Annotated in this window: 11 protein-coding genes and 1 pseudogene; 6 read left to right on the forward strand and 6 right to left on the reverse strand. The window is 68.0% G+C overall.

From position 1 onward, the window contains the following. Nucleotides 1-42: 42 nt before the first annotated feature. Genes ACTMS9_RS28680 through ACTMS9_RS28690 form a run of 3 tightly spaced genes read right to left on the reverse strand, consistent with a single transcriptional unit; the run spans nt 43 to nt 3203 of the window. The gene (locus ACTMS9_RS28680) at nt 43-1221 is read right to left on the reverse strand and encodes a branched-chain amino acid ABC transporter permease (protein WP_441166462.1); all 1179 of its coding nucleotides are present in this window, start codon (nt 1219-1221) and stop codon (nt 43-45) included. Beyond that, a complete protein-coding gene (locus ACTMS9_RS28685) occupies nt 1205-2092 on the reverse strand; it encodes a branched-chain amino acid ABC transporter permease (RefSeq protein ID WP_441149410.1) in 888 nt (295 codons plus the stop codon). The genes ACTMS9_RS28680 and ACTMS9_RS28685 overlap by 17 nt, the downstream gene beginning before the upstream one ends. A gap of 4 nt (nt 2093-2096) precedes the next feature. Then, nucleotides 2097-3203: an amino acid ABC transporter substrate-binding protein gene (locus tag ACTMS9_RS28690; RefSeq protein ID WP_441149409.1), complete on the reverse strand. Its 1107-nt coding sequence runs from the start codon at nt 3201-3203 to the stop codon at nt 2097-2099. 237 nt (nt 3204-3440) lie between these two features. On the opposite strand from ACTMS9_RS28690, the gene ACTMS9_RS28695 reads away from it, so the two are divergent. Together ACTMS9_RS28695 and ACTMS9_RS28700 are read left to right on the forward strand one after the other, a co-directional pair. Beyond that, nucleotides 3441-4475 (forward strand): LacI family DNA-binding transcriptional regulator, encoded by a 1035-nt coding sequence (locus ACTMS9_RS28695; RefSeq protein WP_377606397.1) that lies wholly within the window; start codon nt 3441-3443, stop codon nt 4473-4475. 321 nt (nt 4476-4796) lie between these two features. Beyond that, entirely contained in the window at nt 4797-5546 is a 750-nt protein-coding gene (locus ACTMS9_RS28700) for a helix-turn-helix domain-containing protein (protein WP_441166463.1), read from the forward strand. Between the two features lie 690 nt (nt 5547-6236). On the opposite strand, the gene ACTMS9_RS28705 is transcribed toward ACTMS9_RS28700, so the two are convergent. Next, nucleotides 6237-6617: a GNAT family N-acetyltransferase gene (locus ACTMS9_RS28705; RefSeq protein ID WP_441166464.1), complete on the reverse strand. Its 381-nt coding sequence runs from the start codon at nt 6615-6617 to the stop codon at nt 6237-6239. Here ACTMS9_RS28705 and ACTMS9_RS28710 point away from each other — a divergent pair. From ACTMS9_RS28710 to ACTMS9_RS28725, 4 genes and pseudogenes are all read left to right on the forward strand, one after another. After that, nucleotides 6561-6725: pseudogene (locus ACTMS9_RS28710) on the forward strand (site-specific integrase); the annotation flags it as partial. The gene ACTMS9_RS28705 and the pseudogene ACTMS9_RS28710 overlap by 57 nt on opposite strands. Before the next feature lie 243 nt (nt 6726-6968). Next, nucleotides 6969-7682: a DUF6193 family natural product biosynthesis protein gene (locus ACTMS9_RS28715; RefSeq protein ID WP_441166465.1), complete on the forward strand. Its 714-nt coding sequence runs from the start codon at nt 6969-6971 to the stop codon at nt 7680-7682. 519 nt (nt 7683-8201) lie between these two features. Further along, nucleotides 8202-8777 carry a DinB family protein gene (locus tag ACTMS9_RS28720; RefSeq protein WP_441166466.1) on the forward strand — a complete coding sequence of 192 codons (576 nt, stop codon included), beginning with the start codon at nt 8202-8204 and terminating at the stop codon, nt 8775-8777. A 964-nt stretch (nt 8778-9741) separates the two neighbouring features. Beyond that, nucleotides 9742-10677, forward strand: a complete 936-nt coding sequence (locus ACTMS9_RS28725; RefSeq protein ID WP_441166467.1) for a phosphotransferase enzyme family protein — start codon at nt 9742-9744, stop codon at nt 10675-10677. Between the two features lie 114 nt (nt 10678-10791). Here ACTMS9_RS28725 and ACTMS9_RS28730 read toward each other — a convergent pair whose 3' ends face one another. Together ACTMS9_RS28730 and ACTMS9_RS28735 are read right to left on the reverse strand one after the other, a co-directional pair. After that, nucleotides 10792-11319, reverse strand: coding sequence for an AAA family ATPase (locus tag ACTMS9_RS28730; RefSeq protein ID WP_441166468.1), 528 nt, complete (start codon nt 11317-11319; stop codon nt 10792-10794). A 362-nt stretch (nt 11320-11681) separates the two neighbouring features. Further along, entirely contained in the window at nt 11682-12308 is a 627-nt protein-coding gene (locus ACTMS9_RS28735; protein WP_441166469.1) for a hypothetical protein, read from the reverse strand. Nucleotides 12309-12600: the final 292 nt, after the last annotated feature.

The raw sequence follows: 12600 nt of genomic DNA on the forward strand, positions 1-12600 counted from the left end.
GCTCCACCGCACTGTGCCTGATGATTCGCTCGCAGCGCTCGCTCATGCCCGCTCCTTGGTGGGCTCCGGGCGACCCCCCGTGGTGGCCGCCGCCGCGTCGACCGGCTCCCGCGCTCCCGCCGGCGTACCTGCACCCGCCGCCCGCTGGTCGCGGAGCTGCCCGGCCGTGACCTCGCGGATGGAGCTCTGCGCCGGCCGGAGCATCCGGTTGAGCAGCCCGCCGATCGCCGGCAGGACGCCGTCGGGCATGAAGAGCACGACCAGGGCGAGCAGCAGGCCGGTCGCGACCAGGTGCAGCGGCGTGTTGCCGAACTCCACCTTGAAGTACTCCAGCGCGGTCCCGACCACGAGTGCGCCGACCAGCGGGCCGAACAGGTGCCGGACGCCGCCGAGCAGCGCCATCAGCACCATGTAGGAGCCGGTGAGGATGGAGAACTGGAAGACCGGGTCGAGGTCGCCGAACCAGAGCGCGTAGAGCCCACCGGCCAGGGCGGTGAACCCCGCCGAGACCACGAAGACCACGAGCTTGTACGCGAACGTCGGCGTGCCCAGCGCCTCCGCCTTGTCCTCGTCCTCCCGGATCGCCTTGAGCCCGAGGCCGAACCGCGAGCGGTCGATGAGCCACCAGACCAGCAGCGCGAGTCCGAGCAGACCGGCGAAGAGGAAGTAGAAGACCCGGTGGTGCTCCGGGCGCAGCAGCCCGGGGAACGGCCGCGGGACCACCAGCCCGCGCGACCCACCGGTGACCGAAGCCCAGCTCTGGAAGACCAGCAGCAGGATCAGCACCAGCGCGATCGACACGATCACGAACGAGGCGCCACGCACCCGCAGCGCCGCGAAGGCGATCGGCACGGCGAGCGCGGCCACCAGCAGTGCCGCGACCACCAGGGCCACGAAGCTCGGCAGCCCGGCCTTCGTGACCAGCAGGGCGGTGCAATAGCCGCCCAGCCCGGCCAGCGCCCCGTGACCGAGGGAGATGTAGCCGGTGAACCCGCCGACGAAGTTCCACGACGTGGAGAGCACCGCGTAGTTGAGCACCACGATGCCCGCCGACAGGATGTACGGGTTGGGCGCCAGGGACGGGAAGGACAGCACCGCGGCGGCGAGCACGAGGACCGCGACCGCCTGGACGATCCGGCCGATGGGCCGGCGCGCCGCCGCCGTCGCTGTTGCCGCTGTTCTCGCCGCCGGCGCCGTGGTCGGTTCAGAAGCGCTGGGCAAGGCGACCTCCGAAGAATCCTTGTGGCCGGAACGCCAGGGTCGCGAACAGGGCGAGGTAGAAGATCGTCTGCGCCCAGGTCGTACCCAGTGGAATCTGCAGCAGGCTCTGCATCAGGCCGAGCACCATGGCGGCCATGGCGGCCCCGGGTACGCTGCCGAGCCCGCCCACCACGATGATGGCCATCAGCGGGCCGATCCAGTGCCAGTGCAGCGAGGGGTAGATGGTGGTGTCGAGGGCCAGGGCGGTGCCGCCCACCGCGGCGGTGGCGAGGCCGATCCCGAAGCCGTACCCGGCGACCCGCTCGGTCTCGATGCCGATGAGCCGGGCGGCGTCGCGGTGCTGGATGGTCGCCCGCAGCGCCCAGCCGAACGTCGTCTTCTTCATCAGCAGGTAGAGGGTGAGCAGGGCGACGGCGGCGAGGCCGAACGCGATCAGCTTGACGACCGCGATGCGGGCCCCGAAGAGCCCGAAACTCGCCGCGCCGTAGCCGAGCTGGATGCGCCGCTGGGTGCCGCTGAACACGTACCCGAGCAGCCCCTCGATGAGAACCGCTATCGCGAACGTCAACAGCACCGACATCATGGTCAGGGTGACCGGGCGCAGTCGGGCCAGGAGCAGCCGTTGCAGCGTCACCCCGAAGCCGAAGAAGAGCGGCACGGTGACGATCATCGACAGCAGCGGGTCGACGCCCAGCCGGGAGTGGGACCACCAGGCGAGGTAGGCGGCGAGGATGAGGAACGCCGAGTGGGCGATCATCACGACTCGCATAATTCCGAAGTAGAGGGTCAGGCCCGCCGCCAGGAGGGCGTAGAGCCCTCCCAGCAGCAGACCCAGGATGATGCTCTGGAAGAGCAGGGCACCGGATGGCATCTGGCTACCAGGCCGGCTTCGGGTAGACGAACTCGGTCTCCTTGGCGTCGGCCGGCAGCACGATCTGGATCTGGCCGCCCACCCACTGCTGGATCATGTGTGCGCCCTTGGGCTTGCCCGTCTCGTCCCAGGAGAGCGGGCCGACCACCGTTTCCACGGTGTTCTTGCGTACCCAGTCGACCAGCCTCTTTTGGCAGTCCCCCTGCTCGGCGCAGCCGGCGGCGGTGACCGCCGCCGCAACGACCTGGCCGGTCGTGTACGCGTTGGCCTCGTCCTCCTCCGGCGGCGAGCCGAACTGCGCCGTGTACTTCTCGACGAACTCCTTGTTGCTCGGGTACGGCGCCTTCTGGGTGTAGCCGGTCGGGGAAAGGATCCCCTCGGTCTTGTTGCCGATGGCCTTGGCGAACTCGGGGTTCGTCGGCGCGGTGGAGAATGCGGCGAGCTTCGGCTGGTACTTGAGCTGCTGGAGGGCGACGATCAGGTTGACGCCGTCCTGGTACTGCGAGCCGCCCACCAGGATGTCGGCCTTCGAGGCCGCGATCTTCGCGGCGATGCTGCCGAAGTCGGTGGTGTTCGGCGGGTAGACCTCGTTGACGACCGTGCGGATGCCGGCCGCCTCGAGCTTCTCCTTCAGCCCGTACGCTGTGCCCTGCGCGAACGGGTCGTCCATGGCCGCGTACGCCGCGGTCTTGGGCCGCTGGTCCGCGGGCAACGCGAGGAGGTACTCGGCCAGGTGGTTGTAGTGGTCGTTGGCCACCGCCGGGGCGGCGTAGAACAGGTTCTTGAAGCCCTGCTCGAAGACCTGCTTCGCCGCGCCCGCGGGCTCGACGAAGAGCATGCCGTACTCCTCGGCCACGCGGCCTGCGGGCACGACGAGGCGGGTCGAGAACGGACCCACCACCAAGTCGACCTGGTCCTTGCCGATGAGCTGCTCGTAGTCGGCGACCACGCGGTCCGCGTTGGACTGGTCGTCGAGAATCTTCAGCTCGACCTTGCGGCCCAGCAGGCCGCCCTTGTCGTTGATGATCTTGGCCCAGGCCTCGTAACCGCGCTGGACACCCTTGCCCGGCTCGGAGAAGTCTCCGGTCAGCGGGAGGGAGATCCCGATCACAATCGGTTCATCGGGGGCGGCCGATCCGCCGCCGCCGTCGCCACTGCAGGCCCCCAGCGCAAGCGTCATCGTCGCGCCGAGGGCTGTCATCCACTGCATTCGCCTGAAACGGGTTGTCATCCCGTGACGCTCCTTTGCCGGGACGGAAGCGCTTACGGAAGCGCTTTCGTAGACTAGGCTGTGTTACGCGTCACTAGCAATAGTCAGATGACATGGATGTTTCTGGGGAGTTGCCGAATGCCCAAGCCTGGCCCGAGACTGCGCCTCGTCGACGTGGCCGAGCGCGCCGGGGTCTCGCTGGCGACCGCGTCCCGCGCTCTCTCCGGCCGGGACGGCGTCAGCGAAGAGGTAGCCAGTCGCGTCCGGCAGGTCTCGCGGGAGCTCGGGTACGTCGCCAACCCGTACGCCCGCACCCTTGCCGGCGGCGCCAGCTCCACTGTGGGGTTGGTGGTCCACCAGGTCGACGACCCGTACTTCTCGGAGATCGCCGGTGGGGTCATCCAGGTCGCCGCCGAGGAGGGGCTGCTGGTGCAGATCTGCCACTCCGGCCGCGACCCCGAAGCCGAGCTGCGGCAGCTGCGCCACCTCATCGCGCAGCGGGTGGGGATCATCCTGATCGCCGGGTCCGGCTACGACGACCCCCGGGTGGAGGCCGAGGCGCGGGCCGAGCTGTCGGAGTTCCAGAGCCTCGGCGGCCGGGTCGCCGTCATCGGCCGGCACGCGCTCGGCGTCGACGCCGTGCGGCCCGACAACGAGGCCGGCGGCCGGGCGCTCGCCGAGCACCTGCTGGAGCTCGGGCACCGGCGCATCGCGGTCGCCGCCGGCACGGCGGGACTCACCACGGTCGCCGACCGGCTCGCCGGGGTCTCGTCCGCCCTGCGACAGCGCGGGCTCTCCCTCGACAGCCTCCCCGTCGTCCACTCCGATTTCACCCGGGACGGCGGTCGGGTGGCCGCTGAGCAGATCCTGCGCGACCACCCGGAGACGACCGCGATCATCGCGCTCAACGACGCGATGGCGATCGGGGTGCTGTCGACGCTCCGCGCGCACCGCGTCCCCGTGCCCGAGCGGATGTCGGTCGTCGGCTTCGACGACATCTCCGTCGCCGCCGACCTCGCACCCAGCCTCACCACCGTCCGGCTGCCGATGACCGACATGGGGCGGATGGCGCTCACCCTCGCGCTCAAGCCCCCCTCGACCCGCCCCCGGCGCCGGGCGACCGGGCACGCCCTGGTGGTACGCGACTCGACCGGCCCCGTACCGCCGCGCTGAGTGTCGAGACCGGCCGGTGCCGACACCGGGTGTTACGTCCGCAAGGGCTACGCCGCCGCCGTGTGGGGCTCGAATACTCGGTTCGGCCGTCTGAAGTGCGGTTCTGTGCGAGCTCGAGCCCTGCGCAGCCGTCATGCTCGTCGGCATGAGCGCGTCGTTGGTGTACCTGCTGCTTCGCCAGGTCCTGCGGATGTTGTCCCAGATCGCCCGTGACGATGGGGCCAAGGATGTGGAGATCCTGGTGCTCCGCCATCAGGTGGCGGTGCTGCGCCGACAGGTGACCCACCCCGACCTCGAACCGGCGACCGGGTGGTGCTCGCGGTGCTGTCGCGGCTGCTGCCCCGCCCGCGCTGGTCAGCGTTCTTCGTCACCCCGGCGACCCTGTTGCGGTGGCACCGTGAACTGGTTGCCCGACGATGGACGTACCCGCATGCCCGGCCGGGCCGGCCACCGGTCGACAAGCAGGTCCGCGACCTGGTGCTGCGACTCGCGGCGGAGAACCCGTCGTGGGGGCACCGCCGCATCCAGGGTGAACTGGTCGGCCTGGGCTACCCGGTGGCGGCCAGCACGGTGTGGAAGATCCTCAACCAGGCCGGGGTCGACCCGGCACCGCGACAGTCCGGACCGACCTGGCGGCAGTTCCTGACCACCCAGGTCCACACGATCCTGGCCTGCGATTTCTTCACTGTCGACACAGTGTTGCTCAAGCGGATCTACGTGCTGTTTCTCGTCGAGATCGCCACCCGCCAAGTCCACGTCGTCGGGGTGACCGCTCATCCGACCGGCGCCTGGGTGGCCCAGCAGGCACGAAATCTACTGATGGACCTCGACCAACGCACGGCAAGGCTGCGGTTCCTGCTCCGCGACCGCGACACGAAATTCACCGCGGTCTTCGATGCCGTGTTCACCGCCGAAGGCATCGACGTGATCAAGACCCCACCGCAGGCACCCCGGGCGAACGCCTTCGCTGAACGATGGGTGGGCACCGTACGCCGGGAGTGCACCGACCGGATACTCATCGTCGGCGAGCGCCACCTCGCGGCCGTGCTCGCCGAGTACACGGCCCACTAGAGCGGCGCGGCAGCCGAGCGCCCTGACATCGACGTCGGCGGCCCCGCTGGCGCTCGTCACGGCCCAACTTGCTGCTCACGACCATTCCGACGCCTGGCGCGGTATTCAAGGACCGAGTAGGTGACCATGAGGGTCAATGCGGCCAGTAACAGCACGGCGCCGGTCCACCGGCTCGGAGTACGCCAAGTGCTGGGCGTGACCTCCGTGAGGTTTCCTAGCCCCAGGAGAGCGTAAAAGCCCATGCATGCTGCCCCTGCGGCCCACAGCCGGGGGTGATGCAAGGTCCGCCCGAACAGCCGAATCGTAGACGCGCGCCGGCTGTGGAAAACCACCCAGGCAGCGCACCCGACCAAGGCGACAGCGGCGCCAGCGAGCAGGATGTCAATGGCCGTTGCGCCCGCCTCAAAGGTTGTCATGGGCCTCACGGTAGCGGCGCCACAGCTGCCGGCCTCGGGCACTTGGACAGCGTCGTTTGGTGCGGCGGGCTGCGGCGCGCGATGCCGGCCGGAGGCCGCCAGCAGCGCACCGCAGCCCGCCCGGTGCGCCGCGCTTGCGCGGCGCCTTGATCTGATAGAGCCCAATTCGGCAACTGCTACCGATCGGCCGATCGGCCGGGTTTCCCGTCACAGGACATGCTTGCCAGTGGCGGCCCACCAGACGCTTGGCACCCCGGCACGATCTGCGGGCCGCTTACTGCTCCGCCCTGTCCACCGAGGCCAAAAGCGAGGTGGGTTCTGGCACGGGCGCCACGGGCTGTTCGAGGAACTCGCCCGGTCCATCGAAGCCGCTGCGCCGGTATAGGGGAGCACTCAGCTCGGATGGCCACACGATCAACGTGTCCAGGTGGTGAGCGCGCGCATAGCGGTTCACCTCATCAAGGAGGGCCTTGCCCAGGCCGCGGTTGCGCTGCTCTGGGGTGACATAGAAGTTCGTCACGTAGCGAGCGCCTCGGACCCCGGGTAAGGGCTCGGGGCCTTCTCCACCAGGCACACGAACACGTAGCACGCCTTCGCCACGTTCCTGCTCGACCAGGGCGAGGAGCTGCGCACGGTGATGGAGCTGCTCGGGCACTCCACGATCCGGATGACGGCCGACACCTACGGCCACGTCCTGCCCGCGCGGGCTCGTCAGGCAGCCTCGGCCATCGATCGAGTGCTGGGCGAGGAGGAGACGGCGTGACCGGTTGGCTGTACGAATGGCTGTACTCGGAATCGAGATCAACCAAGGAAAAGTGCTGGTGGAGCCCAGGGGACTCGAACCCCTAACCCTTGCCTTGCAAAGATCGCGCGGTCTGTCGGCCCGCGTCGGCCATCGTCGCTGACCTGCACGGCTCGTCGGCCGGTGCGGCTCTCCCCCGGCCTGCGTCGGTCGGCTTGGCTGTACCAATGGCTGCACAGCCAGCCCTGGGAGAAGATGTTGCGCATGCCAGCACCGGTACCCGAACAGATCTATCCGGACGTCGCCGCGTTCGGCAGCCTTGCCGCAGCTCTCCACGCTCTGGCGGAGCGGGACGGCTTGGATCTCGACGGCCTAACAACGGAGCAGGCTGGTTGGATCAACGTCGGTGCGCGCGTGGCAAGAGCTGATCGAATCGCCAGTGTTGTCATGGCGTCGGAGGTACGGGCGTTCAGCAGCCAGCTGTGGAGCAAGGGGGTGTGCCTGTCCGGAGGTGCAACTGGGAACCTGGGGGTGACAGCGGGGCTGCTGGCCTTCTGGTGTGGCGGCGCGATGCTGGCGGAGGTTCGGGAGCGTTACCCGTTCATGAACGTGGGGGAGCTTGCTCTCGCACATGAACGCGGGACGGCGGTCGAGGTCAAATGGCGTCTGCTTCTTGACAGCGCGCCGGATCTGGTGCGACCGGCCGTCCAAGCGGCCGCAGGTCAACCGGTACTGCGGGGGTTGTTCCCGTTCCTGAGCCTCAACACGCTGCGCTTCAGCCGTTGCACCGGCTACCCATACTCTGCCGATGTGCCGCATATCGAGCCCACCTATGGAAACCGCTTTCGGGTAGTCACTCCTGGCGGGACCTTAGTGGCCGAAGGAGTCAACGCACGGGAGGCGGCGGCCGTCGTCGCGTCGACCCTTCCGCCTGGGTTCCGGTCAGCAGTGGCCGGGACGGCACGCGACCTTGCCTGAACCCAAGTGCTGCGCGCCGCAATCGCACCGCCAGTTTGGAAGTCAGGTTGATCTACACCACCGGTGACCACCTGACCCGGCCAACGGCTACGCAACGTCAGTTGACGGGCCTGTGCCGTATCGAGTCGTACCCCTGTTGACCGCTGCATCGGGCACGGATCGGGCATGATCCTGCCCGCAAGCTAGAGTCCGGCCGTGGACAGTGGAGCATTTGCCGGCGCGACCCTCATACTCTGCGCTGGGCTGGGATGTGTCGTCCTCGTAGGGCTCGTGGGGATGCTAGCGGTGTGGTGGCGAGGGAAGTGGTAACGCACTCGTCACCGTCGATAGAAAGGGCTGACCTCTTTCGGTGTGAAGGAACGGGTTGTTAATGTCAAACAGCCGCTCGCGGCGGCGCGGCCCGAAGGGCACATCAGCCCCCAGCGTCACCTCCCGGTGCGGTACGCTCTCGCGGCCCACGACCGGCGACGGCGTCCGCGAGGGCCGCAGCCAGGTCTCCGTTGTATGTAGTGTGCGGAAATGACAAGAAGCCAGCGACTCGCGGACCAGCTGGACCGGCACTGGCACAAGAACCTGCGGCCGCGGCTGCACGGTCTTGCCGATGAGGAGTACTTCTGGGAGCCGGTGCGCGGCTGCTGGAGCATCCGCCCACGTGGCACGTCGGCCGCACCGATGTCGGCAGGTTCGGGGGAATGGACGATGGACTCCGCGTCCCCTGACCCGGCGCCGGCGCCGGCGCCGGCGCCGGTGACCACGATTGCCTGGCGGCTGGCGCACATCATCGTCTCCTGCCTAGGCTATCGGGTCGGATGGCACTTCGGCGGCCAGGACGTCGGCTCCCAGACATTTGCCTACGCGGGGACCGCTGACGAGGCGCTAAAACAGCTCGATGAGATGTATGGGAGATGGAACGCGGGGGTCCGCGAGCTCTCGGACGCTGACCTGGAGAATCCGCCCACGGTGGGTCCCGAGCGGTTTCCCATGGAGGGCATCGTCCTGCACGTCAACAGGGAGCTGATCCATCACGGCGCCGAGATTTCCCTGCTGCGCGACCTCTACCGCTGGCAGGACGAAGCCGTACCGCGCCGAATATGACTTTCCGGTAACCGGCGATCGAGCTTCGGAAACCTACGTGGCCTCCGTGACGCTCCGTGGCTGCGAGCTTCAGTGAATCTGCCCTGTCGAGCATCGTCCGATCCCGTCGCTGCCTCCGGCTGAATCACGCACGCGAGGGTGCGGCCGGCCCGGCCGATGCCGGCGGGAGGTAGCCAGCAGGCCGGGGCCGAGCCGGCCCGGCCCCGCACGTCAAGCGGGCCTTGACGCACGGTCGGACGCTGCCGGAACAAACGGAGTTGCGCGCGTGCGGCCCGTCAAGGGCCGCCTTGAAGACGTACAGAAAGTTCTCACCAACGCGCCGGCAACCAATTTGTCCCGTCACGGGACAGGCGGCTTGCCGGCGGCTTGCCGGCGGAGTTGTTCAAAGTTTCTGTACGTCTTCAAGGCGGCCCGCAACGGGCCGCACGCGCCGCCGCCTGGGCGCGCGCCGGCCGCTGCCGCTGTCGCTCTGCGGCCGTCACGCCTGACGCCCGGCGGCTGGCGCGGAGAGCGGGAGAGCCCGGAGGGCCGCCGCAGAACGACAGCAGCATTGACCGGGTGGTGGTGGGCCGGCAGCCGGCCGGGCCGCGCGGCCACGAGCCCGCCCGGCGTAGGAAAGCGCACGCCGGCCTCGTCGGCGAGCTGGCGGCGGTGGCGGGGTTGCGGTTAGGGCGCCTCCGGCGGGGGCGCTCCGGCTCCAGGATGACCGGGGCTGCGCCGGCGGGTCACGGTCCGTGGGTCGTTGCGGTAGGCCATCCCGCCTGCCATCGACCCGGGCAAGCCGAGCAGACCACCGCCCGACCCGCCAGCGTCCGAACCTGCGTCAAGGTCCGCTTGACGTGGCGGGCCGGGCGGCGGCCCGCTCCCCAGGAGGGCGGGTCGATGGCAGGCAGTGAGGATGGCGAGGTGCGCACGCGGTGAGGTCATAAGTTCGTAGCCAGTTGCGGTGGATGGTGTTTGACTCTTGCTGTTGATCGGTAACGGGAAGCTGCGTGCGTGTCTCGCGGCCCATTGGGGACTGGCGGACGCGGCGGTTCAGGTGCACAACGGCGGAATGAACTCGGCGACGTGGTTCGTCTCCGAGGGCGGCGAGCGGTGGGTAGCTAAGGCGGTTGCGCCGGGATCGCGGCGGTCCTTCATGGGCGGCCTTGAGGTCGCGGTTCATGTCGAGATGGCAGGCGTTCCGGCGGGCACCCCGGTAGTGACGAGGAACGGAAGCCTCCTCGCCGATGTCGACGGAGTGCCGCTCGGGTTGTTGAACTGGGTCCCAGGGAGCGGGCTGCTCGGCAGGAGCCCGGACGAGCAACGGCTGATCGGGGCAACCCTGGCACGTGTGCACGCAGCACTAAGAAGCGTGCAGATCAACGATGCCGACCGGTTTCACTGGGTCGATGCACAGGCACCACATCTGGCAGTCCGTCCTTGGGTCCAACCCTCAGTCGCGGCCGCCCTGGCGGAGTACGAGGCGCTTGAACTCGGGTCTTTGTCGTGGGGTCTGTTACACACCGATCCGGCTCCAGAGGCATTCCGGCTCGACCGCATGACGGGAGAGTGCGGACTGATCGACTGGAGTATCGCGATGAGCGGTCCGCTGTTGTACGACCTCGCGTCGGCAGTGATGTATGTCGGAGGTATCGATAACGCCGACTACCTGGTAGAGGCATACCTAGAGAGCAAGACGATGACGCGCGCCGAGGTAAAACACGGCTTGCTGGCCATGCTGCGATTTCGCGGGGCGGTGCAGGCTGACTACTTCGCCCGCCGCATTGTTGACGACGATCTGACCGGAATCACGAGCGCAGCCGACAACGAAGTGGGCTTGGAGAATGCGCGTCGATGGCTCGGCCGATTGGGGGCCAAAAAGCCTTCCGGGGCACACACGGGGCACAAGACAGCGTGAAACGTCGGCAACCAGCCACTAACAGCGTAAGCCCAAGATACGGCGCGACCAGCCAGCCGACCGGGTCGCCGCAGGTCACGCGAGCGCCCGTCTAAGTTCCGCTTCAACTCACCCTCATGCTTTCCGTCTGGCTTGGGCTGGCAGTCGTACCGGATCATCGAGGTCAGCGGGCCGGAAGATCTCCTCGCCCTCGTCGTGCGGTTCCTCCGACGTCGTGGCGATCCAGTCCAGGACTTCCGGGTCGATCACGCCGTACTCAGCGTCTTCGTTGCGGGCTGCCAGCCGCCGTAGCAGCTCATCTCGATCGACATGGAAGTGCAACAGGCGCCACGTCGCACCGAGGCTTGTTACGAGTTGCTTGTACTCGTCACGCTCACTGCGTCGCCCGAGTCCGTGATCGAGAACGACCGAACGGCCGGTCTTAACCGCCGTGATGAGCTGCCGCCGAACCCCGTCCACAACGGGACCTAGCAGGTCCAGGTGTTGCTCTATCGGGTAGTCCTTCCCGAGCCGTCCGTGGCGCGTGATCATCTGCTCATCCACGGACAGCCGCAGCACCCCATCGTGTTCAAGCTTGCGGGCATACGTTGACTTCCCCGAACCAGGTAGGCCGACGAGCAGGTAGACCATGGGCGGCGGCATCCGACCACCATAGTTGCGCTCCAGACGGCAGCCACTGGGCTCGACAGCAACGGAACCAGTCGTGAGCAACCGGGACGACAGCCCGCGGACGCTTGACCGAGGTGACAGACGTGCGCGGACGTAGGCAAGGGATCGGGCAGCAGCGAGGCAGCGAGAAGGCAGCACAACACCTGATTCGGGTCGGTGCCGAACGTCAAACGACGACGGCGCTCAACTGCTCTTCGACATGATCCGATACGGGTCCGCAGCAGCCGACAACTCCGGTCCGCATCCCCCCAGCGGGGTCGGAGCTCGTCTCGACCTGGTCGCCGTACAGCACCGAAGTACGAGCTGAGCAGTCGCGGTACGTTCCGACCGATGGGCTACTGCTGCTGCAAGAGGGTCAGGAACTCGTCCACTAGGTGTGGTTTGGTGTAGTCCATTCGGGTCCGAGTACCCGACGTGAGGCCGCCCGCCTGGCCGCCGCACGTGTAGATCAGCGGCACCGGTGGCCGGTCCGGGTAGCGCAGCACGAACGAGTGCTCGTGGCTGTATCCGACTAGGAGGCAGGCCTCGCCGATCGGCTCTGGGGCGGCATCGGGCCACCATCCGCTGTGTCGCCGCTGCCACTGCCGCCAGGCCTCGTTGTGGTTGGGTAGTTGGTTGAGCAGCGCGGCGAAGTCGGCGGCACCGGCACGCAGCACCCGCTGATGCGGCGGGTCCGCCACCCCGGGACGCTGGACATGCAGCGCCGTGGGTGTGGTGCACAGCAACACCTCCGTAGCGCCGGGCGGCACGAGCGGGCCAGGGGCGTCGACGAACTGATGCCGCTCCTCGATGACCGGGCAGCCATCCGATCCGAGCGGAATCTCATGCGGAGTGCCGGCCATTGCCGGCCACGGCGACGCGATGCGCTGGACCCAGGCGATCGTGACCACACCCGCGGCTACCGCGACTACCGTCACTACGACGACCACAGCCCAGCGCCGGCGCGGGCTCCACTTGGTCACTAGCTACCTCCAGCTCGGCGATTGCCAGCGAGGCTAGCGTGTCGATCTAGGGAATCGTGCAGCGGCAGAGACAACACCCGCCGCTCAACAACCACCGACACGTGGCACGAGAAGATCCGGACTATGCGCGGAATGATCACAGACAGCGGCGACCGACCGGGTGGCGTTTGCGCAGCTAGTGAACAGCGGGAGCCGAGGAAGCGCTAGCCCCTTCCTAAGAGCCCCTAACAAAATGATGTTGGGCGTGTCCTCGGGACGTGATGATCGTTCACTCTGGATGTGAGGAGGGGTG

This window comes from Micromonospora sp. L31, from assembly GCF_052068075.1.
Classification (GTDB): Bacteria; Actinomycetota; Actinomycetes; order Mycobacteriales; family Micromonosporaceae; genus Micromonospora; species Micromonospora purpureochromogenes.